Annotated in this window: 18 protein-coding genes; 9 read left to right on the forward strand and 9 right to left on the reverse strand. The window is 65.8% G+C overall.

Annotation, left to right across the window (positions count from 1 at the left end):
- A complete protein-coding gene (locus VGM61_RS08055; protein ID WP_331522242.1) occupies window positions 1–1,584 on the reverse strand; it encodes a 2-isopropylmalate synthase in 1,584 nt (527 codons plus the stop codon).
- 115 nt (window positions 1,585–1,699) lie between these two features.
- The gene (locus tag VGM61_RS08060; protein WP_331522243.1) at window positions 1,700–1,837 is read right to left on the reverse strand and encodes a hypothetical protein; all 138 of its coding nucleotides are present in this window, start codon (window positions 1,835–1,837) and stop codon (window positions 1,700–1,702) included.
- Between the two features lie 243 nt (window positions 1,838–2,080).
- On the opposite strand from VGM61_RS08060, the gene VGM61_RS08065 reads away from it, so the two are divergent.
- Together VGM61_RS08065 and VGM61_RS08070 are read left to right on the forward strand one after the other, a co-directional pair.
- A complete protein-coding gene (locus VGM61_RS08065; RefSeq protein ID WP_331522244.1) occupies window positions 2,081–4,510 on the forward strand; it encodes a glucan 1,4-alpha-glucosidase in 2,430 nt (809 codons plus the stop codon).
- Complete coding sequence (locus tag VGM61_RS08070) at window positions 4,507–5,292, forward strand: ROK family protein (RefSeq protein ID WP_331522245.1); 786 nt, start codon at window positions 4,507–4,509, stop codon at window positions 5,290–5,292. The genes VGM61_RS08065 and VGM61_RS08070 overlap by 4 nt, the downstream gene beginning before the upstream one ends.
- A gap of 58 nt (window positions 5,293–5,350) precedes the next feature.
- On the opposite strand, the gene VGM61_RS08075 is transcribed toward VGM61_RS08070, so the two are convergent.
- Window positions 5,351–5,962 (reverse strand): helix-turn-helix domain-containing protein, encoded by a 612-nt coding sequence (locus tag VGM61_RS08075; RefSeq protein WP_331522246.1) that lies wholly within the window; start codon window positions 5,960–5,962, stop codon window positions 5,351–5,353.
- Window positions 5,963–6,015: 53 nt separating this feature from the next.
- Here VGM61_RS08075 and VGM61_RS08080 point away from each other — a divergent pair, with 53 nt between their 5' ends.
- On the forward strand, window positions 6,016–6,591 hold the full coding sequence (locus tag VGM61_RS08080; protein ID WP_331522247.1) for a hydrolase: 576 nt from the start codon (window positions 6,016–6,018) through the stop codon (window positions 6,589–6,591).
- Here the strand turns inward: VGM61_RS08080 and thrC are convergent.
- The 6 genes from thrC to VGM61_RS08110 form a co-directional block, all read right to left on the reverse strand.
- Window positions 6,513–7,871 (reverse strand): threonine synthase, encoded by a 1,359-nt coding sequence (thrC, locus tag VGM61_RS08085; RefSeq protein ID WP_331522289.1) that lies wholly within the window; start codon window positions 7,869–7,871, stop codon window positions 6,513–6,515. The genes VGM61_RS08080 and thrC overlap by 79 nt on opposite strands.
- Window positions 7,872–7,876: 5 nt before the next feature.
- Window positions 7,877–8,827, reverse strand: coding sequence for a homoserine kinase (locus VGM61_RS08090; protein ID WP_414694828.1), 951 nt, complete (start codon window positions 8,825–8,827; stop codon window positions 7,877–7,879).
- Entirely contained in the window at window positions 8,824–9,951 is a 1,128-nt protein-coding gene (locus VGM61_RS08095; RefSeq protein ID WP_331522249.1) for a homoserine dehydrogenase, read from the reverse strand. Before VGM61_RS08095 ends, VGM61_RS08090 begins: the two co-directional genes overlap by 4 nt.
- 106 nt (window positions 9,952–10,057) lie before the next feature.
- Window positions 10,058–10,192 carry a hypothetical protein gene (locus VGM61_RS08100; protein ID WP_331522250.1) on the reverse strand — a complete coding sequence of 45 codons (135 nt, stop codon included), beginning with the start codon at window positions 10,190–10,192 and terminating at the stop codon, window positions 10,058–10,060.
- A gap of 71 nt (window positions 10,193–10,263) precedes the next feature.
- Window positions 10,264–11,256 (reverse strand): inositol 2-dehydrogenase, encoded by a 993-nt coding sequence (gene iolG / locus VGM61_RS08105; protein WP_331522251.1) that lies wholly within the window; start codon window positions 11,254–11,256, stop codon window positions 10,264–10,266.
- On the reverse strand, window positions 11,249–12,112 hold the full coding sequence (locus VGM61_RS08110) for a MurR/RpiR family transcriptional regulator (RefSeq protein ID WP_331522252.1): 864 nt from the start codon (window positions 12,110–12,112) through the stop codon (window positions 11,249–11,251). The genes iolG and VGM61_RS08110 overlap by 8 nt, the downstream gene beginning before the upstream one ends.
- 173 nt (window positions 12,113–12,285) lie before the next feature.
- Here VGM61_RS08110 and VGM61_RS08115 point away from each other — a divergent pair, with 173 nt between their 5' ends.
- From VGM61_RS08115 to iolE, 6 genes are read left to right on the forward strand one after another with little or no spacing between them, the layout of a single operon-like run.
- Window positions 12,286–13,320 (forward strand): substrate-binding domain-containing protein, encoded by a 1,035-nt coding sequence (locus tag VGM61_RS08115; RefSeq protein ID WP_331522253.1) that lies wholly within the window; start codon window positions 12,286–12,288, stop codon window positions 13,318–13,320.
- Between the two features lie 9 nt (window positions 13,321–13,329).
- The gene (locus tag VGM61_RS08120; RefSeq protein ID WP_331522254.1) at window positions 13,330–14,466 is read left to right on the forward strand and encodes an ABC transporter permease; all 1,137 of its coding nucleotides are present in this window, start codon (window positions 13,330–13,332) and stop codon (window positions 14,464–14,466) included.
- Window positions 14,467–14,475: 9 nt separating this feature from the next.
- A complete protein-coding gene (locus tag VGM61_RS08125; protein WP_331522255.1) occupies window positions 14,476–15,264 on the forward strand; it encodes an ATP-binding cassette domain-containing protein in 789 nt (262 codons plus the stop codon).
- A 26-nt stretch (window positions 15,265–15,290) separates the two neighbouring features.
- A complete protein-coding gene (locus VGM61_RS08130) occupies window positions 15,291–17,228 on the forward strand; it encodes a bifunctional 5-dehydro-2-deoxygluconokinase/5-dehydro-2-deoxyphosphogluconate aldolase (RefSeq protein ID WP_331522256.1) in 1,938 nt (645 codons plus the stop codon).
- A complete protein-coding gene (gene iolD, locus VGM61_RS08135) occupies window positions 17,225–19,099 on the forward strand; it encodes a 3D-(3,5/4)-trihydroxycyclohexane-1,2-dione acylhydrolase (decyclizing) (protein WP_331522257.1) in 1,875 nt (624 codons plus the stop codon). The genes VGM61_RS08130 and iolD overlap by 4 nt, the downstream gene beginning before the upstream one ends.
- Entirely contained in the window at window positions 19,096–19,998 is a 903-nt protein-coding gene (gene iolE / locus VGM61_RS08140; protein ID WP_331522258.1) for a myo-inosose-2 dehydratase, read from the forward strand. Before iolD ends, iolE begins: the two co-directional genes overlap by 4 nt.
- Window positions 19,999–20,015 lie beyond the last annotated feature (17 nt).

Below are 20,015 nucleotides of genomic sequence, written 5' to 3' on the forward strand. Positions count from 1 at the left end.
TCAGCGTTGAGCGGCCACGGCCGCCTTTTGCGGCGACTGGCGTTCGATGCGGTTGACGATGGCCAGCACCGCATGCGCGGTGGCCTCGACGATGTCGGTGCTTACCCCATTGCCCCGGTACTCGTGCCCCAGGTGGGTGGCGGAGAGGCTGGCGTGGCCCTGGGCGTCGCCGCCCTGGCTGATGGCCCGTACCTGGAAGTCCACCAGTTCCAGCGGCTGGCCGGTGGCGCGCTGCACGGCGCGCAGCATGGCGTCGACAGGGCCGTCACCGATGGCGGCCTCGCTGGCTTCGCGTCCGTCGTCGTGGCGCAGTTGTACCGTGACCGAGGCACTGCCGCCCACGTGCGAGTTGGCGTGCATGTTCTCGATGTGCCACGGGCCCTGCGTCTCCGGATCGACGCCGCCGGCCAGGGCTACCAGGTCCGCATCCACCACTTCGCGCTTGCGGTCGGCCAGCTTCTTGAAGTTGGCGAATACTTCATCCATGGCGGCGTCGTCCAGCTCGAAGCCCAGGGTAGCCAGCCGCTGGCGGAGCGCGTGGCGGCCGGAGTGCTTGCCCAGCACCAGCGAGGTGCTGGCGCCCACATCTTCCGGCCGCATGATTTCGTAGGTGCCGCGATGCTTGAGCATGCCGTGCTGGTGGATGCCCGATTCATGGGCAAAGGCGTTGTCGCCGACGATCGCCTTGTTGCGTGGCACCGGCTGCTGGGTGAGGTTGGCAAGCAGGCGCGAGGTGGGGTACAGGCGCTCGGTGACGATGCCGGTATCGACCTTGAAATACGGTGCACGGGTGCGCAGCGCCATCACGATTTCTTCCATGGCCGCATTGCCGGCGCGCTCCCCGATGCCGTTGATGGTGCATTCCACCTGGCGGGCGCCGGCGCTGATGGCTGCCATGGAATTGGCCACGGCCAGGCCCAGGTCGTCGTGGCAATGGGCCGAGAAGATCACGTCCCTGGGCCTGCGCACGTTGGCCTGCAGGAAGGTGAAGAGCTCCATCATCTCCGCCGGCGTGGTGTAGCCGACGGTGTCGGGGGCGTTGAGCACGATCGCGCCAGCGTCGGCGACGGCGTTGAACACTTCCACCAGGAAATCGTGCTCGGTGCGCAGGGCGTCTTCAGCGGAGAATTCCACCTCGTGGCACTGGTCTTTTGCCCGCAGGATCGCCGCAATGGCGATATCGACCACTTCCGCCTTGGTCTTGCCCAGCTTGTGCTCGCGATGCAGGGGGCTGGTGGACAGGAACACATGGATACGCGACCGGCGGGCCTGGGCCAGTGCCTTGCCAGCGGCATCGATGTCGCCCGGCTGGCAGCGCGCCAGGGCGCAGACCGTGGGCGCTTTCATCGCCTTGGCCACTTCCGCCACGGCGGCGAAGTCGTCCGGCGAGGCGGCGGGGAAGCCGGCTTCCATCACGTCGACGCCCAGTTCCTCCAGGGCGTGGGCCATGCGCATCTTGGCGCGCCGGTCCATCGAGAAGCCCGGGGCCTGTTCGCCGTCGCGCAAGGTGGTATCGAAGATGCGCACGCGCCCTACGTCCGGCTCGCCGTCATTTTCGTGCGTGGTGTGGTTCGGGTGGCTCATGGTCTGCTCCGCTTGGGGCGGTGATAAGTGGCAACAAAAAACCCCGCTACCTTCGGAAGGTGCGGGGTTTTGAGGAGTCTTCAGGTTTGTTTCTTAGTTACCTGGACACATGCCCTCAGCCCGCACCTCCGTTGGTAATAAGGAGTACGAGTACAAGGGCAAGGAGAAGCGTGCCGCGAAGTCGAAGCGCGGCGCCGGCCGCCTGCTGGCGGGTGTGTTCGGCGATGCGGCTGATGTTGGTGCGCTGCGACATGAGACCGACCTTAAGGGGCCTTTGCCACGCCTGTCAACAGTTCTTCGTGAAACTATTTTTCCTAGGAATTCCTTGCGGGCACGCCGGACGTATGGACGTCCAGATGTCCGTGCTCCTTCGGACGATCGTTCGATAGCTGGAAAAAAAGCGAACCTAACAACAGCTTGGGGTCACTCTTGTGAGGGTGGCGACGGTCATCGGGCGGGCGTACAGTCGGGCATTCCAGCCTGACCGGAACGCACCATGTCACAGAACGAAGATCGGCCCGCGCCTGGCCATCCCGGGGTCGCGGCGAGGTGGTCTTCGTCGGCCAAATCCGGTGTCGGCACCGCGCTCACGGCCGAAAGCCGGGTGTGGTTCACCCTCGGCCGCGGGATCCTGAACGAGGTGTACTACCCGCGCATCGACATGGCCTGCATGCGTGACGCGGGCCTGCTGATAACCGGCCCCGACGGGTTTTTTTCCGAGGAAAAGCGTGACGCCCATCACGCGGTGGAATCTTACGAAAGTGGCCTCCCGGCCTACCGGCTGGTCAATACCTGTACTCGCGGGCGGTTTCGCATCATCAAGCGCGTGATCACCGATCCCCGGCGCGACGTGGTGCTCCAGAAGATCCGCTTCGAAGCGCTCGAAGGCAAGCTTGAGGACTACCGCGTCTACATGCTGCTGGCCCCTCACCTGGTGAATGGCGGTGACCACAACACCGCCTGGACCGGGCAATACAAGGGCAAGGACCTGGTATTCGCCCGCGGCGGCGGCCGTACCTTGGCCCTGGGCGCGGAACCGGCGGTACTCCGGCGCAGCGTCGGCTTCGTCGGCCGCTCCGATGGCTGGCGGGATCTGAAGGAAACCGGCGACCTGTCTGCCCTCTACACCCGCGCCGACGATGGCAACGTGGCGATGATCGTCGAGCTGGACATGCGCGATGACGACGGCTGCACCGTGGCGATCGGTTTCGGCACCACGGCCGAGGAGGCCGCCTTCCGGGTACGCGGGAGCCTGCAGGACGGTTTCCTTCACGCGCGTAACCTGTACGTGGCGTCCTGGCGGGAGAAGACCAGGACGATCTTCGACCTGAAGGGTGGCAAGCGCCCCAGCGGCGACGATCTGTATCGCATCGACGTCGGCGTCCTGCTTACCCATGCGCCGGTGGGCTATCGCGGCGCGATGATCGCGAGCCTGTCCATTCCGTGGGGCCAGTCCAAGGGTGATGACGACCTGGGCGGTTATCACCTGGTGTGGCCGCGAGACCTGGTGGAGAGTGCCGGTGGCCTGCTGGCCGCGGGCCTGGGCGATGCCGCGCTGGACGTGCTCAATTTCCTCCAGGCCACCCAGGAGATCGATGGCCGCTGGCCGCAGAACATGTGGCTCGACGGCAAGCCGTACTGGGGCGGGGTGCAACTGGATGAATGCGCTTTCCCGGTCCTGCTGGTCGAGGCGTTGCAACGGGCCAACATCACCGCCGGGCCGGGCACCGCGCGGTACATACCGATGATACGGCGGGCGGCATCGTTCATCGTCCGCAACGGACCGCTGACCGCCCAGGACCGCTGGGAGGAGGATGCCGGTTTCTCGCCCTTCACCCTGGCCGTGACCATCGCCGGGTTGCTGGCCGCTGCCGAGTTGATCGAGCACCATGGCGATGCGCCCTGCGCGCGCTACCTGCGCGAGACCGCCGATGCATGGAACGACGGCATCGAGGACTGGTGCTTCGTGCTGGATACGCCGCTGGCACGGGAAGCCGGCGCGGCCGGCTATTACGTGCGCATGGGTTCGGTGGGTGTCGCAGGCGACCTGGCCTCCAGCCAGATCGTGGTGAAGAATCGCGATGGCGCGAATACCTTCCATGCCACCGCCGAAATCGTCAGCCCCGATGCCCTGGCCCTGGTGCGCTTCGGCCTGCGTAGTGCGCACGATCCCCGCATGGTCGATACGGTGAAAGTGATCGACCACAAGCTGAAGGTGGAATTGCCGCAGGGCCCCTCGTGGTATCGCTACAACGAGGATGGCTATGGCGAGCACGCCGACGGATCGGGCTTCGATGGCGTCGGCATCGGCCGGCCGTGGCCATTGCTCACCGGCGAACGCGCGCACTTCGAACTGGCCGCGGGTCGGGTGGAGGAGGCACGCCGGCTGCTCAAGTCCATGGAGCTGTCTGCCAATCGAGGTGGCCTGTTGCCCGAGCAGGTGTGGGATGCCGACGATATTCCCGCCCTTTTGCTCAAGCGCGGCCGCCCTTCAGGCTCCGCCATGCCGCTGGTGTGGGCACACTCCGAACACCTGAAGCTGCTGCGGTCCCTGGCCGATGGCGTGGTCTTCGACATGCCGCCACTCACCGCCAAGCGGTACCTCGAGCAGGGCGTCACCTCGCGCTTCACCCTGTGGCGCTTTGACCTTCCCAAGGCGCCGCTGGCGCGTGGGCGCGACCTGCGCATCGAAACACTCGAGGCCGCGCGCGTGCATTGGTCGGACGATGATTGGGCTACCGTCCACGATACTGACTCCCGGCACAGCGGTTTCGGCACCCACGTCACGGACCTGCCTGTTGCCAACGCGTCGACATCGGTGACACTACGCTTTACGTTCTGGTGGCCCGGCGGATCGCGCTGGGAAGGGCGCGACTTCTCCCTCACCTTCGGTGACAACGGCAAGCACGCAAGGACCAAGGCATGAAAAAGCAGCAGGCGGGGATCCTCTCCATCGATGTCGGTGGCAGTCACGTGAAAGCCGACGTACTCGATGCGAAGGGAAAAAGCCTCGCCGAGCGCGTCCGCGTGCCTACCCCCAGGCCGTGTCCACCGGATGTGCTGGTGAGCCTGGTCAAGGAGATGGTTACCGGCCTTCCACCCTTCGACCGCATCTCCATCGGCTTTCCCGGCGTGATCTGCCGCGGCAAGGTGATGACGGCGGTGAACCTGGGCAACGATGTCTGGGTGGGCTATCCCCTGGAGCGCGCCCTGGGCCAGGCGCTGGGCGACCACCCGGCAAAGCTCATCAACGACGCCGACATGCAGGGCTTCGGCCTGATCAAGGGCAAAGGGCTGGAATTCGTGGTCACCCTCGGCACCGGCATGGGTACGGGTCTTTTCCTTGATGGCGAACTGATGCCGCACATGGAACTGGCCCATCACCCGCTGAAGAACGGCAAGACCTACGAACAACTCCTTGGCAACGCCGCCTATGAGGATGCCGGCAAGAAGAAGTGGAACAAGCGCCTGCACAAGGCGCTGTGCATGATGAACCGCCTGCTTAATCCCGACCACATCTACCTGGGCGGCGGTAATGCGGACTACGTCGATCCCGACTGCCTGCCGGAGAATGTCAGCGTAGGTGACAACAAGGCCGGTATCGTCGGTGGGGCGGCGTTGTGGCGCAATGAGCCGAAGGCCCGCGCGCCGGTGTCTTCGAGGAAGGCTGCGAAGAAAACCGCGAGGAAGACTGCGCGAAAGCGTTGACAGCCTGGTTACCCGAGGCTGCCTGCGGCCTGATGGCTTCGTACCTCCGTGGCGAGTGTCAGGCGTCCAGATGTTCCAGCGCCAGCACGAAGGTATCTTCCAGTGCGGCAAGTATGTCCTTGCGGCCCTTGATGCTGGGCTCGGCACTGAGCGCTGCGAATGATTTCATCAACTGCAGCAACACGAACGACTGCGGACGCAGTTTTTCCCGCGCGATGTCCGGTGCGAAGGCGACCAGGATGTCGGTGATGAGGTCACGCAAGGTATTGCGCAAGCCCAGCACGATGGTGTCGGGAAGGTTGGTGGCCTCGCCCAGGGTGACGAAACCGGGATTCTTGCGGCGGAAGTCGTAGACGGTCCGCAGCAGTTTGGCGCCCAGGCCCCGCGCGTCCATCGAACGCGCCTGGCCCGCCATGCGCCGGAGGTCCGCATGCAGCGCTGAAACATAACGCGCGACCAGCGCTTCGGCCACCAGCTCCTTGGTGGGAAAAAACTGATATAGCGAGCCGATCGACGCGCCTGCCCCTGCGGCGATCTGGGTCATCGTGGCGGCGTCATAGCCCCTCTCTGCAAATGCCTCCCCTGCCGCCTCCAGCAACGATTCCACCCGCGCAACGCCACGCTGGCGCTGCGGCTTGCGGATCGCCGGGCTTGAATTACTCGAGGCCATCCTCATAAACTCCCATGTGAGACTATCCTCATAAATCTACGAAGGTGGCGGCCATGGCCGATGACAAGCTCGACCCGGGCACCACTGCGCTGGTTCTGATCGACCTGCAGGCAGGCATCATCCCGTTTGCAAAGGGACCTTACACCGGCGAAGAGGTGGTGACCCGTGCCGCTCGTCTGGTATCGCGCTGCCGCGACGCCGGCACCCTGGTGGTGCGGGTAAGCGTGGGCTTCGCGCCGGACTTCGCCGATGCCCTCAAGCAGCCGGTGGACCAGCCCAACGCCGCCCGTACGCTGCCGGATAACTGGTGGGCGGATCCTGAAGGTCTGCCGACCGCGGCGAACGACATCCGCATCACCAAGCGCCAATGGGGCGCGTTCTACGGTACGGAACTGGATCTGCAGCTTCGCCGCCGCGGCATCAGGGACATCATCCTCGGCGGCATCTCCACCAACATCGGCGTGGAGTCCACCGCACGCTCGGCCTTCGAGCATGGTTACGGCCTGGTGTTGGTGGAAGATGCCATGAGCTCGCACGATGCCGCTCATCATCACTTTGCCGTGGAATCCATCTTCCCCAGGATCGGCCGAGTCCGCAGTACCGAAGCGGTGCTGGCCATGCTTGGCTGAAGCAACCATTCGCGCAGAGCGTCGTCGTCCGCGGCCATGGGCTCCGCGTGGCTTGGCCGCGCCAGCATCGCCGCCAGCGCGGGCGGTACCGGCACGGCGCGCGAGGCCCGCGGTTCGACGACACTGTCGAACTTCGCCGGATGCGCCGTGGCGACGATCGTCCAGCGCCGCCGGTCGCCCGCTTCAGCCATGCGCTCACGGACCTTCATCGCGGTCGCCGTATGCGGGCAGAAGAGGTAATGCGATGCATGGCGGCCAATGACATCGCCGATGTCGGTGTCGTCCACGGCCTCGGCGAATCCTGCCAAACGCGCTTTCTCCTCGTTGCCGTGGTACAGCGACATCAGCCGCTCAAAGTTGCTTGGCGCGCCTACGTCCATGGCATTGGCCAGGGTGGCAATGGCTTCACGCGGGCGGTACGCGTCTCCGGCGAAGAAGGCCGGCAGCGTGCGATTGGCATTGCAGGCCAGGCGGATATCGCCGATCGGTAGACCCATGGCCCGCGCCCATAGGGCCGCCAGCCCGTTGCCGAGGTTGCCGGTAGGGATCACCAGGTTGATGCGCGTGGCGGTGGCACGCCAGTGCATCAGGGAAGCCTGGGCGTAGTACGTCATCTGCGGCAGCAGCCGTCCCAGGCTGATGCTGTTGGCGGAGGTCAGTGGCACCTGGGTGTTGAGCCCGGTGTCGCTGAGCGCTGCCTTGGCCATCCTCTGGCAGTCGTCGAAACTTCCTGCCACGCGTAACGCATGCACGTTGCCGCCGAAGCAGCCGAGCTGGTGTGCCTGCCGCGCCGAGACGCGCCCATCGGGATAAAGGATCACCACGCGCAGGCCGGGACGGCCGTGGAACGCCGCCGCCACGGCAGCCCCGGTGTCGCCGGAGGTGGCCACGAGCACCGTGAGTTCCCGTCCATCCGTGCGCGGCAGATGCGACATGCATGCCGCTAGGAAACGCGCGCCGATGTCCTTGAAGGCGGCGGTGGGGCCATGGAACAACTCCAGCACCTCGGTCGATTCATCGAGCGCGACCACCGGCACCGGGAAATCGAAGGCTTCGCTGCAGATCGCCTCCAGTGCCGGTGCGAGCGTGCTGCCAGCGAAGAACGGTGCCAGCAGGCGTGTGGCGACGTCCGGTAGTGTCTGCACGCCGTCGAAGTGCGCGATGTCCAGCGTGGGCAGCCCATGCGGTACGTACAGGCCACCATCGGGCGCCAGACCTGCGGCAATGGCGTCCTCGACAGTGGCCGCGGGTGCACCCCCGCGGGTGCTCTCGAACAACATCCGGCTCACGCGTGCACCACGTGCGCGGCGGGTCCGGCGATCGGTGCCACGAAGCGGTCGCTGTCCAGCCCTTCGGCGGCGAAGGCGGCCACCATTTCCGCCGCGGCCGCATGGGCCAGGGCCGCCGATTCGAACCAGCCGAACACACTCGGGCCAGCGCCCGAAATGCTTGCACCCAGTGCCTCGTGGTCGAGGGCGGCGGCCTTGACCCGCGCGAAGCCCGGGATCAAGCGCGCGCGCCGTGGTTCCACCAGCACGTCGGACAAACCGGCACGAACCAGCCCGGCATCGCCGCGGTAGCAGCCGGCCAGCACCTGGGCCAGGTTCGCGCTCTGCGCGATGAACTCTGCCAGACGGTAGTCGCCAGCCAGCGCGGCACGTGCCACGCGGGTTTCCAGCACGAAATGTGGATGCACCAGCGCGCAATGCCAGTGCGCGGGAACCGGGATCGGCACCAGGTGTTCAGCGGTGGCCAGTACCAGGCCACCCATCAGCATCGGGCCAACGTTGTCCCCGTGCAGGCCGCCGCTGGCCACCGCTTCGCCGTGCATGGCCAGCGGGTACAGGGCATGGATGTCCAGCGGTTCGTCCAGCAGTGCATTGCCCGCCACCAGCGCCGCCACGCAGCTGGAGGCGGAGCCGCCCATGCCCGAGCCCAGTGCGATGCCCTTGTAAAGCTCGAGCTCGAAGCCGAAGGAGAGTTGCTGCCGGTCGCGCAGCGCGATCAGTGCGGCGCCCGCGGTGTTGAGCGGGGCGTCGAGGGGCAGGTCCCGGAACACGCCGTCGACCAGCTTGATGCGCACTTCTGGTTCGTCGATGCGACGCACGCGGGCGCGGTCGCCGGCACCGGCCAGGGTATGGCCGAGGATGTCGAAACCCACGCCGACGTTGCCGACGCTGGCCGGAGCGACGGCTTCGGCCTGGAGCCGGGAAGAAGGGAGCGATTCATGGTTCATGCGCATACGTTAGCGCCCAGCGAGCCTGCAATGCGCAGGATGTCGGTGAAGACACCCGCCGCCGTCACTTCCGGGCCGGCCCCGGGACCCTGCACGATCAATGGGTTGTCGCGGTAACGGCGCGTGCAGAATTGCACGATGTTGTCGGTGAGCCGGGTATGGGCGAAGGGGTGCTCGCGCGGCAGCACGGCCAGCCGCACGCTGGCGTGGCCGGCGCGATCCAGGTGGGCTACATGCCTTAGCACGCCATCGCCTGCGCGGGCTTCCGCCAGCCGCGCATCGAGAGGTGCGTCCAGTTCATCCATGCGTGCCATGAATTCATCCAGGGCCACCGACTGCAGGGCAGCCGGGACAAGGCTTTCCACCTCCACATCTTCCAGGGCCAGCGGCACGCCGGATTCCCGCGCCATGATCACCAGCTTCCGGGCCACGTCGCGGCCGGAAAGATCATCGCGTGGATCAGGCTCGGTGTAACCCAGGGCGTGCGCCTCCCGGACGCAGGCGGAAAAAGGCTCCCTGCCGTCGAAGCGGTTGCACAGCCATGCCAAGGTGCCGGAAAGCATGCCGTCCACGGCGACCAGTTCATCACCGGTATCGAGCAGGTCGCGCAAGGTCTGCATCACCGGCAGGCCCGCACATACCGTGGCCTCGAAACGGAAGCGGGCATGGCCGTCGTGCGCGGCCTCACGGATGGCGCCATAGCGGGCCAGGTCGCCACTGCCTGCATGCTTGTTCGGGGTGGCCACGTGGATGCCCTGGCGAAGCCAGCCGGCATAGCGCGAGGGCACCTCGTCGCTGGCGCTGCAATCGATGATGAGCGTCGGGAAGCCGTCGGCGCCCACATAGCCGGCGAAGGCTTCAAGGTCCGTCGGGCGCCAGGTCTGCGCGCCATCGTGGCGCTCGTGCATGGCCTCGTCGTCGACATCCAGCCACATGCGGCGGCTGGCAGCCACCCCGCGCAGGCGCAGGTCCAGGCGCATCGGCAGCAGGCGCGAGCGCGCGGCGTGCAGTTGGGCGACCAGGGCGGTGCCAACCTTTCCCGGACCGATCAGACCGATATCCAGGCGTCGGACAGGCGCCAGTGACGGGGCGGGGCTTATGTGGTGGATGGCCTGGCTGTACACGGGAATACCCTTCCTTTGTATGAAAGGCCCGTGTTCTTCGAGGGGAGGGTTCGCATTTACGGCCCGCGTTCCCTTGTCGAGGGACGGGCCGTTGGCGATGGGGTTGCTAGTCGCGCGCGGGCTGCCGTCCGGTGACGGTAGTGGTCGTGGTACCCGAGCCGATCATCGAACGCAGCGCGTGCGCCGCCAGGCCGGTGGATACCGGGTGGCTAATGCTGGCGATGGCGGGAATGTTCGACATGGCTCGACGTTATGTGTGGCGCCGGGCCCGTGTCAAGGCCCGGCGACTAGGCCGTTCGAGGTAAGGCAGGGTTAAACGGCGCATTCCAGGGCGCGTCCTTCGCGCCACGACTGCGTGGCAAGTTCGGCCAGTTCCAGCGCCTTCAGGCCATCGGCCACCGTGGTGCGCACCGGTGTACCGGCTGTAAGGGCATCGAAGAAATGGGCGATTTCCGCAGCGTAGGCGTCTCGGTAGCGTTCGAGGAAGAAGTGCTCGGGAAGGTCGCTTGAGATGTGCTTGCCGCCCCAGGAAACTACTTGCGTGGGACGTACGTTGCCAGCTTGCAGCATGCCCTTGTCGCCGAGCACCTCGAAGCGCTGGTCGTAGCCGTAGGCCGCGCGTCGCGAGGTATTTATCTGGCAGATACGCCCCTTGCGGGTGCGGATGGTCACCGCCGTGGTGTCGATATCGCCCGCCTCGGCAATGGCCGGGTCCGACAAACAACTGCCGGTGGCGTGGATCGACACCGCTTCATCGCCCAGGATCCAGCGGAAGATGTCGAAGTCGTGGATCAGCATGTCCTTGAAGATGCCGCCGGAACCCTTCAGGTATTCCACCGGCGGGGCGCCGGGGTCGCGGCTGGTCACCACCAGCACTTCCGGCGTGCCGATCTCGCCCTCGTCCAGCCGCCGCTTGAGCGATGAGAACGTGGGATCGAAACGGCGCTGGAAACCGATCATGCAGGTCACCCCGGCCGCTTCCACTGCCGCTGCGCATTCGCGGGCGCGGGCAATATCCAGGTCTACTGGTTTCTCGCAGAAGATCGCCTTGCCGGCCGCCGCCGAGCGCAGCAGGAGGTCGGCGTGGGTGTCGGTGGAGGATCCGATCACTACAGCGCCGACAGCGGGATCCGCCAGCGCCTCTTCGATGCTTGCCACGCGGGCGCCGTGCGTACCGGCCAGCGCCTGGGCGGACGGGGCGTGTACGTCCACCACGTAACGCAGTGTCGCGCCCGGATGCGACGCGACATTGGCCGCGTGGATCTTGCCGATGCGTCCTGCACCGAATACCGCTACCTCAATCATCGAACTCTCCTGGTTCACTGGTTTCTTCCACGTTCAATTGCAGCCGGTAGGCCAGGGCCACGAAAAGCGCCTGGCAAAGGCACATGGTGCTGGTGAGGCCGCGGAAGGCGAAAGCGCTGCCCTCGGTCACCTTCAGCAGCACCGACGAGCGCTGGGCCAGCGGGCCCAGGTCGCTCTCGGTGATCGCAAGCACCTTCGCCTGCCGCTCCACGGCCATCCGCACGCAGGTGAGTGTTTCCTTCCCATAGGGAGGAAAACTGATCGCAATCAACGCGTCACCTTTGCCGATGCTGCGGATCTGCTGCTGCTCCATGCCGCCAAGGCCGCTGATCAGGTGCACGCGCTTGGGCGTGTGCTGCAGTGCATAGGCGATGTAGCTGGCGATGGCGAAGGACCGCCGTACGCCCACCACGTAGATGTTCTGCGCCTCGGCAAGCAGTTCCACCGCCTTGTCGAAGCGCTTTTCGTCCAGGCCGTGGGAAAGTTCGTCCAGGCCCGCGCGGCTGGCTTCTATGAAACGCGCGGCGATCGACGCCGCCGGCATCGGCTGGCTCTGCTCGATGACGCTGCGGATGCGTTCCTCGTAGCTGCGCGAAGGCGCCGTGCGCTCGGTATAGGCGGAGCGGAACACCGCCTGCATCTGGGTGAAGCCTGAATAGCCAAAACGCTGGGCGAAACGAACCACGGCCGACGGATGCACGCCGCAGCCTCCGGCGATCTCGTTGACGCGACGGACCATGATGCTGCCGCGGTGCTGTTCCAGGTATCGGGCCACGCCCTGCAACTGGCGCGGCAGGGATTCGAAATCCGCCTTGATGCGCTGCATGAGCTGGTCGACTTCGTTGTGCTTGGCCATCGGCCCTCCGTCCTTACCTCAAGGATGAAAGCACGAAATAGAATGAAAATTCCATTTATTTCCATGTTGCAATGCAAGTTGCAATCCCGGCGGGAGCACGCCTATGCTCGGTGGACCCCGGAGTTGGCCGGCAAGAACGCTAGCCATCCCGGTCACCGCAAGCGGAGACAAGCATGCGCGTCATGAACCTTTCCACCATCGCGGCGGCATGGATGCTCGGCCTCGCGATGATTTCCCCGGCACACGCCGGTCCGGGTGAGCGCTACGTACTGGTGAGCCACGCGGCGGATTCCGATTCCTGGTGGAACACCATCAAGAACGCCATTCGCCAGGCCGGCCAGGACTACGGCGTGGACGTGGACTACCGCAACCCGCCCAATGGCGACCTTTCCGACATGGCCCGGTTGCTCGAGCAGGCCGCGGCGCGCAACTACACCGGCGTCGCCTACGACGTGGCCGACATCGATGTGCTTACCAAGCCTGTTGCGCGCATCCGTGCCAAAGGCATCAACACCGTCACCATGAATTCCGGCACGCTGGAACAAAGCCGCAAGCTCGGCGCCATCATGCACATAGGCCAGCCCGACTACGAAGCTGGCAGGGCCGCAGGCGAGAAGGCGAAGGCGGCGGGCGTTTCAAGCTTTCTGTGCGTCAATCACAACGCGACCAACCAGGCGCAATACCAGCGTTGCAAGGGTTTTGGCGACGCCCTGGGCTTGAAGGACCTGCGTTCCTCGATGATCGATACCGGCGTTGACCCCACGGTCGTGGCCGCCAAGGTCGGCGCCTACCTGCGCAACAATCCCAAGACCCAGGCCATCCTGGCCCTGGGGCCCGATTCGGCCGAACCGAGCGCGCAGGTGGTGCAGCGCATGGGGCTGACGGGCAAGATCTTCTTCGCCACTTTTGATCTTTCGCCCGGCATCACCGATGCAATCAAGAAGGGCACCATCACCTTCGCGATCGACCAGCAGCCCTACCTGCAGGGTTACATCAGCATCGCGGCGCTGGTGATCGCCCACCGTGACAACACCACCGATCCGGTTCGCATCATCGCCGCCCTGAAGGCCGATCCGAAGTTCCAGGCGCGCCTGGCCGCCTATGGCCTCAAGCCCATCTACGGCGAGCGTGACATCGCCTCCGGCCCGGCATTCGTGACAAAGGAAAATGTTTCCCTCGTCGAGAAATACGCCGGACAGTATCGATAAGGACATCCCATGACTGTCATCGAAGAGACCCTGGGCATGAGCGAAGCAGGCAAGACCGGCCCCGACGAACGTGTACGGCGCCTCACCGCAATGCACCTGCTGATGGGCCGGCCGGAGCTCGGCGCCATTGCCGGCGCCATCCTGGTGTTCAGCCTGTTCGGCGTGTTCGCCGGCGACTCGGGCATGTTCGCCATCGACGGCGTGATGAACTGGGCGCAGGTTGCCGCCTACCTTGGCATCCTGGCCGTGGGTGCCTGCCTGTTGATGGTGGGCGGCGAGTTCGACCTGTCGATCGGCTCGATGATCGGTTTCGCCGGCGTGATGGTGGCGGCACCGGTGATGTACCTGGGCTGGCCCCCGTGGGCGGCGGTACTGTTCGCCTTCGCCGGGGCCATGGCGCTGGGTTCGCTCAACGGCTACCTGGTGGTGCGCACGAAGCTGCCTTCGTTCATCGTCACCCTGGCTTTCATGTTCATCCTGCGCGGGCTCACCCTGGTGCTGTCCACGTACTTCGCCAACGGCACCATCATCTCAGGCGTAGGTGATCGCCTGGCCGAGGACCCCATCGTCAGTACCCTGTTCGTCGGCAGCACCGGCGCGTGGATCTTCCACGGCCTGGCGTCGCTGGGCTGGATCGAAGTACTGGCCGGTGGCCAACCGGTGGTGGAAGGTATTCCCAAGGTCATCCTTTGGTGGGCGGCGCTGGGAGCCATCGCTGCGTTCGTGCTGGCCCGCACGCGTGCGGGCAACTGGATCCGCACCGTGGGTGGCGATGCCAATGCCGCGAAGAACGTGGGCGTACCGGTGAAGCGGGTGAAGATCTCCCTGTTCGTGTTCACCGCGTTCTGCGCGTGCCTGTTCGGTGTGCTGCAGGTGTCGGACGTGGGTTCGGCCGCGGCCGATCGCGGCCTGCAAAAGGAATTCGAGGCGATCATCGCGGTGGTGATCGGCGGCACCTTGCTCACCGGCGGCTTCGGGTCGGTGGTCGGTGCCTGCTTCGGCGCGCTGATCTTCGGCGTGGTGCAGATCGGCATCTCGTTTACCAACATCAACTCCGATTGGTACCGCGTGTTCCTGGGCGCCATGCTGCTGATGGCGGTGCTGTTCAACCATTACATCCGCGGCCGCGCCGCGGCTGGCAAATAGGGACGCGCCATGGCCGACGATTTCATCCTCGAGCTGGATAACGTAAGCAAGTTCTTCGGCACGGTGATCGCACTGAAGGACGTCACCCTGCGCTTACGCCGCGGGCAGGTGCACTGCCTGCTCGGTGACAACGGCGCGGGCAAGTCCACCTTGATCAAAACCCTCGCCGGTGTGCACCAGCCGAGCGTCGGTGAGTACCGCGTGGACGGCAAGGCCGTGGCCTTCCGTTCGCCGCGCGAAGCACTGGACATGGGCATAGCCACCGTCTACCAGGACCTGGCCCTGGTGCCCCTGATGAGCGTGGCGAGGAATTTCTTCGCCGGGCGAGAACCTGTGAAGAAGCTGTTCGGCCTGGTGCCGGTGATGGACATGGCTCATGCCAATGCCACCGCAGTGGAAAAGCTCGCCGAGATGGGTATCTCCGTGCGCGATGCCAGCCAGCTGGTGGGATCGATGTCCGGCGGCGAACGCCAATGCCTGGCGATCGCGCGCGCCATCCACTTCGGCGCCCGCGTGTTGATCCTGGATGAACCCACCGCCGCACTAGGGGTGAAGCAGAGCTGCAACGTCCTGAAGCTGATACACACCGTTCGCGCCCGCGGTATCTCGGTGATCTTCATTACCCACAACGTGCACCACGCTTATCCGATCGCCGACAGCTTCACCGTGCTCAACCGCGGGCAGTCGCTGGGCACCTTCGACAAGGCGGATATCAGCAAGGAAGCGGTGCTGGAGATGATGGCCGGTGGATCGGAGATCCAGGGCCTGTTCGATGAACTGGAAGGCCGCGCGGCCTGACGATGCGCCCAATGATGGAAGAAACCATGATGTTGCACGCTCCCCCGGCTGCCTCCCGCGACTTCGATGTAGCGTGCCTTGGCCGCCTTGCCGTCGACCTCTACGCCCAGCAGATCGGCGCGCCGCTGGAAGACGCCACCAGCTTCGCGCGTTACCTGGGCGGCTCGTCGGCGAATATCGCCTTCGGCAGCGCGCGCCTGGGCCTGCGGTCGGCGATGATTTCCCGCGTCGGCGACGATCATATGGGCCGCTTCCTTACCCGCGCGCTGCAGGCGGAGGGCTGCGATACCAGCCAGGTGTCGCGTGACGTGGAGCGCCTGACCGCGCTCGCCATGCTCGGCATCGAGGACCGCGAGACTTTTCCGTTGCTGTTCTATCGCGAGAACTGCGCCGACATGGCGCTGGACGAGCAGGACATCGACGAGGCCTTCATTGCCCGATGCCGCGCGCTGGTGATTACCGGCACGCATTTCTCCACGCCGCGTGTGCATGCGGCCAGCACCCGCGCCATCGCCGCGGCACGGCGCGGCGACGTTCGCACGGTGCTGGATATCGACTACCGGCCGGTGCTGTGGGGCCTTACCGGTCGCGGCAATGGCGAGCAGCGGTTCATCGCTGCCGCGCACGTCACCGGCCATTTGCAGTCGATCCTCCCCGGCTTCGACGTGGTCGTGGGCACCGAGGAAGAATTCCACATTGCCGGCGGTAGCCAGGACCTCATCCAGGCCCTGCGTGACGTACGCGAAGTTACCAAGGCGCTGCTGGTGGTCAAACGCGGTCCGATGGGCTGCAGCCTGGTCGAAGGCGATATCCCGGCCGATATCGACGACGCGCCGACCTGGCGCGGCGAGCGTGTGGAAGTACTCAATGTGCTCGGCGCCGGCGATGCCTTCCTTTCAGGGTTCCTGGCCGGCTGGCTGGGCGATGGCAACCTCGACCGCGCATGCACGCTGGCCAACGCGTGTGGTGCCCTGGTGGTGTCCCGCCACGGCTGCGCTCCGGCCATGCCCACGCGCGCGGAACTGGCGCACTTCCTTGACGCGGGCCGGCCGCCGGAACTTCCGCACCGCGACGAGGCGCTGCAGCACCTGCACCGGGTGAGCGTACCGCGCAAGGCGTGGCCGGACCTGCACGTGTTCGCCTTCGATCATCGTACGCAGTTCTTCGACCTTGCCCGCCAGATCGGCGTCGATGACGCCCGCGTGCCGCGCCTGAAGCAGCTGCTGGTGCAGGCCGTGGCGACTGTCGAACGCCGTCAGGGCCTGGAAGGTCGCATTGGCGTACTGATCGATGACCGCTATGGCCAGGATGCCCTCAACGATGCCACCGGCCGCGGTTGGTGGGTGGGGCGCCCGGTGGAGCTTCCCGGCTCCATGCCGCTGGAATTCGAACATGGCCGTTCCGTGGGCACGGACCTGGTGTCATGGCCGCGCGAACATGTGATCAAGTGCCTGGTGCAGTTCAATCCCGATGCCGCCGCCGAAGAGCGCGTGGAACAGGAGACCCAACTGCTGTCGCTGTGGCGCGCCGCCTGCGCCAGTGGCCACGAGCTGCTGCTTGAGGTTATCCCGCCCGCCGGTGGCGCGGACCGCGTGCTGCGGTCGATGAAGCGCATCTATAACCTGGGCATCCGTCCGGAATGGTGGAAGCTGTGTTCGGCACAGCCGATGCCCTGGACGCAGATCGACGCACTGATCGCCGAACGCGACCCCTACTGCCGGGGCGTGCTGTTGCTGGGGCTCAATGCCTCCTTCGACCAGTTGCGTGAAAGCTTCCGTGGGGCGGCCACTGCGGATAGCTGCCGCGGATTTGCCGTGGGCCGCACATTGTTCATGGAGCCGGCGCGGGCATGGCTGGCCGGCGAGATCGACGACGCCACGCTGGTCGAGGGCGCGGCGCTGGCCTTCGAACGCATGATCGGCATATGGCGCGAGGCCCGCGAGCCTGCCGGGGTAAGCGCATGAAGGACACCGTGCGACTGACCTGTGCGCAGGCCCTGGTGCGCTATCTCGCCGCGCTGCGCACGCGCGACGACGATGGCGAACGGGTGCCGCTGTTCGGTGGCGTGTTCGCCATCTTCGGGCACGGTAACGTGGCAGGGCTGGGTGAGGCGCTGCATGGCGTGCGCGATGCACTGCCCACCTATCGCGCCCACAACGAGCAGGCGATGGCGCATACCGCGATCGCCTATGCCAAGGCGCACATGCGTCGTCGCATGATGGCAGTCACCAGCTCCATCGGCCCCGGCGCGACCAATCTCGTCACCGCCGCCGCCCTGGCCCATGTCAACCGGCTTCCGGTGTTGTTGCTGCCGGGCGACGTCTTCGTTTCGCGCGCGCCCGATCCGGTACTGCAGCAGCTTGAAGATTTCCAGGACGGTACTGTTTCGGTGAACGATTGCTTGCGGCCGGTGTCGCGCTACTTCGACCGCATCGTGCGGCCGGAACAGCTGCTGGTGGCGTTGCCACGCGCCATCGCCGTGCTTACCGATGCCGCGCTTTGCGGGCCGGTGACACTGGCCTTGCCACAGGACGTGCAGACCGAAGCCTACGACTACCCCGCAAGCTTCTTCGAGCCACGCGAAATCACTTTCCGCGCAACGCCGGCCGCCGCCGATGAACTCGATGCCGCCGTGGCGATGCTGCACCAGGCCAGGCGCCCGGTGGTGGTGGCCGGCGGTGGCGTGTTGTATGCCCGTGCGAGCTACGCCCTGCAGCAATTCATCGAGCAACATGGTGTACCGGTATGCGAGACGCAGGCAGGCAAGGGCGCATTGCCCTGGGACCTGCCGTTGCAACTGGGACCTGCCGGCGTAAGTGGCTCCACGGCGGCCAACCAGATGCTCGCGCAGGCCGACCTCGTCATCGCCCTCGGCACGCGCCTGCAGGATTTCACCACCGGGTCGCAGGCACTCATCGGTGATACGCCGGTACTGGGCATCAACGTCAATGCGATCGACGCGATCAAGGCCAATGGGGCGGGTCTCGTGGCCGATGCCCGCCTCGCCGTGGAAGCCATCTCCGATGCCCTGGGCCACTGGCGCGCCGACGAGGCTTGGACAAACCAGGCCGTACGCGCCGCCGACGACTGGCGCGGTGTCGTGCAAACCATCACCAGCCGCCCGGCCCCGCAAGGCCGTCTCCCTTATGACGGGGAAATCATCGGCGCGGTGCAATCCTCCGCGGAGGACTCACCGGCGCGGGACATCGTGGTCTGCGCGGCCGGCACCCTGCCCGCGGAGCTGGAAAAGCTCTGGCGCACCAGCGTGCCCGGCGGCTACCACATGGAATACGGCTACTCGTGCATGGGCTATGAGATTGCCGGCGGACTCGGCGTGAAGATGGCCCACCCCGATCGCGAGGTGGTGGTGATGCTCGGTGACGGCAGCTACCTGATGATGAATTCGGAAATCGCGACCTCCCTCATGCTCGGGGCCAAGCTCGTCATCGTGCTACTGGACAACCGCGGCTACGGTTGCATCAACCGCCTGCAGCAGGCATGCGGTGGTGCGCCTTTCAACAATCTTTTTGATGATTGCGTACAAGGTCCCCACGGCGCGCCGCCCATCGATTTCGCGGCTCATGCCCGCTCACTGGGTGCTTTGGCCGAGCACGTGGACGGCCTGGACGGACTGCGCGACGCACTTGTCCGTGCGCGTGCCGCCGACCGCACGTATCTCATCAGCATCGACACCGATCCGGACCGCACCACGGACGAAGGTGGCGCGTGGTGGGAAGTGGCGGTGCCGGAAGTCTCCACCCGCGGCGAAGTGCATCATGCCCGCGCCGCCTACGAACAGGCGCTCACGCGCCGCCGCGAAGGAAAGCGCCCGTGAACGACATCCGCATCGGCATCAACCCGATCTCCTGGAGCAACGACGACCTTCCCTCCCTGGGTGGGGAAATTCCCCTGGCCACCGCGCTGGAAGAAGGGCGCCGGATCGGCTACGAAGGCTTCGAACTGGGTAACAAGTTTCCCCGCGAGCCCCAGGCGCTGAAGTCGCTCATGGCCGGCTACGGCCTGGCCGTGGTATCCGGCTGGTATTCCGGACGGCTGGCCGAGCGCTCGGCAGGGGAAGAAATCGCGGCCGTAGAAAGCCACCTGGATCTCCTCGCGGCCAATGGCTGCAAGGTGATGGTGTACGGCGAAGTGGCCCACGCCATCCAGGGCGAGCCCGTGGCGCTGTACCGCCGGCCGCAATTCCGCAGCCCCGAAGACTGGAAGCGCTATGGCGAGAGGCTCGACACTTTCGCCCGCCATACGCTTTCGCGCGGCGTGCGGCTGGCGTATCACCATCACATGGGCGCCTATGTGGAATCACCTGTCGATGTCGACCGCCTGATGACGAACACCGGTGACGATGTCGGCCTGCTGTTCGATACCGGTCACGCCTTCTTCGGCGGCGCCGATCCGCTGAGCCTTCTCGAACGCCACATCGACCGCGTCTGCCACGTGCATTGCAAGGACGTTCGCCCCTCGATGGTGGCGATGTCGCGCAACCGCCAATGGAGCTTCCTGCAGTCGGTATTGAATGGCGTGTTCACGGTACCGGGCGACGGCGCCATCGACTTCGCCCCGATCATCGCCCGCCTGCGCCAGCACGGTTACCGCGGCTGGCTCGTTGTCGAGGCAGAACAGGACCCGGCCGTGGCGCCGAGCTACGACTTCGCCGACAAGGGCTACCGCACGTTGCGTGGCCTGCTTGGCGACACCACCACCCATGAGGCGGCCTGAGATGGCCGCGGGAGCCT

Origin of the sequence: Pinirhizobacter sp. (assembly GCF_036499745.1) — a bacterium.
Classification (GTDB): Bacteria; Pseudomonadota; Gammaproteobacteria; order Xanthomonadales; family Rhodanobacteraceae; genus Pinirhizobacter.

What these genes read in the sequence shown, in the direction of transcription:
- VGM61_RS08060 (WP_331522243.1), bottom strand. Translation starts at nt 1,837, where the DNA reads ATGTCGCAGCGCACCAACATCAGCCGCATCGCCGAACACACCCGCCAG.
- VGM61_RS08055 (WP_331522242.1), bottom strand. Translation starts at nt 1,584, where the DNA reads ATGAGCCACCCGAACCACACCACGCACGAAAATGACGGCGAGCCGGAC.
- VGM61_RS08100 (WP_331522250.1), bottom strand. Translation starts at nt 10,192, where the DNA reads ATGTCGAACATTCCCGCCATCGCCAGCATTAGCCACCCGGTATCCACC.
- VGM61_RS08115 (WP_331522253.1), top strand. Translation starts at nt 12,286, where the DNA reads ATGCGCGTCATGAACCTTTCCACCATCGCGGCGGCATGGATGCTCGGC.
- VGM61_RS08130 (WP_331522256.1), top strand. Translation starts at nt 15,291, where the DNA reads ATGATGTTGCACGCTCCCCCGGCTGCCTCCCGCGACTTCGATGTAGCG.
- VGM61_RS08080 (WP_331522247.1), top strand. Translation starts at nt 6,016, where the DNA reads ATGGCCGATGACAAGCTCGACCCGGGCACCACTGCGCTGGTTCTGATC.
- VGM61_RS08120 (WP_331522254.1), top strand. Translation starts at nt 13,330, where the DNA reads ATGACTGTCATCGAAGAGACCCTGGGCATGAGCGAAGCAGGCAAGACC.
- VGM61_RS08075 (WP_331522246.1), bottom strand. Translation starts at nt 5,962, where the DNA reads ATGGCCTCGAGTAATTCAAGCCCGGCGATCCGCAAGCCGCAGCGCCAG.
- VGM61_RS08065 (WP_331522244.1), top strand. Translation starts at nt 2,081, where the DNA reads ATGTCACAGAACGAAGATCGGCCCGCGCCTGGCCATCCCGGGGTCGCG.
- VGM61_RS08070 (WP_331522245.1), top strand. Translation starts at nt 4,507, where the DNA reads ATGAAAAAGCAGCAGGCGGGGATCCTCTCCATCGATGTCGGTGGCAGT.
- thrC (WP_331522289.1), bottom strand. Translation starts at nt 7,871, where the DNA reads ATGTTGTTCGAGAGCACCCGCGGGGGTGCACCCGCGGCCACTGTCGAG.
- VGM61_RS08110 (WP_331522252.1), bottom strand. Translation starts at nt 12,112, where the DNA reads ATGGCCAAGCACAACGAAGTCGACCAGCTCATGCAGCGCATCAAGGCG.
- VGM61_RS08125 (WP_331522255.1), top strand. Translation starts at nt 14,476, where the DNA reads ATGGCCGACGATTTCATCCTCGAGCTGGATAACGTAAGCAAGTTCTTC.
- iolG (WP_331522251.1), bottom strand. Translation starts at nt 11,256, where the DNA reads ATGATTGAGGTAGCGGTATTCGGTGCAGGACGCATCGGCAAGATCCAC.
- VGM61_RS08090 (WP_414694828.1), bottom strand. Translation starts at nt 8,827, where the DNA reads ATGAACCATGAATCGCTCCCTTCTTCCCGGCTCCAGGCCGAAGCCGTC.
- iolD (WP_331522257.1), top strand. Translation starts at nt 17,225, where the DNA reads ATGAAGGACACCGTGCGACTGACCTGTGCGCAGGCCCTGGTGCGCTAT.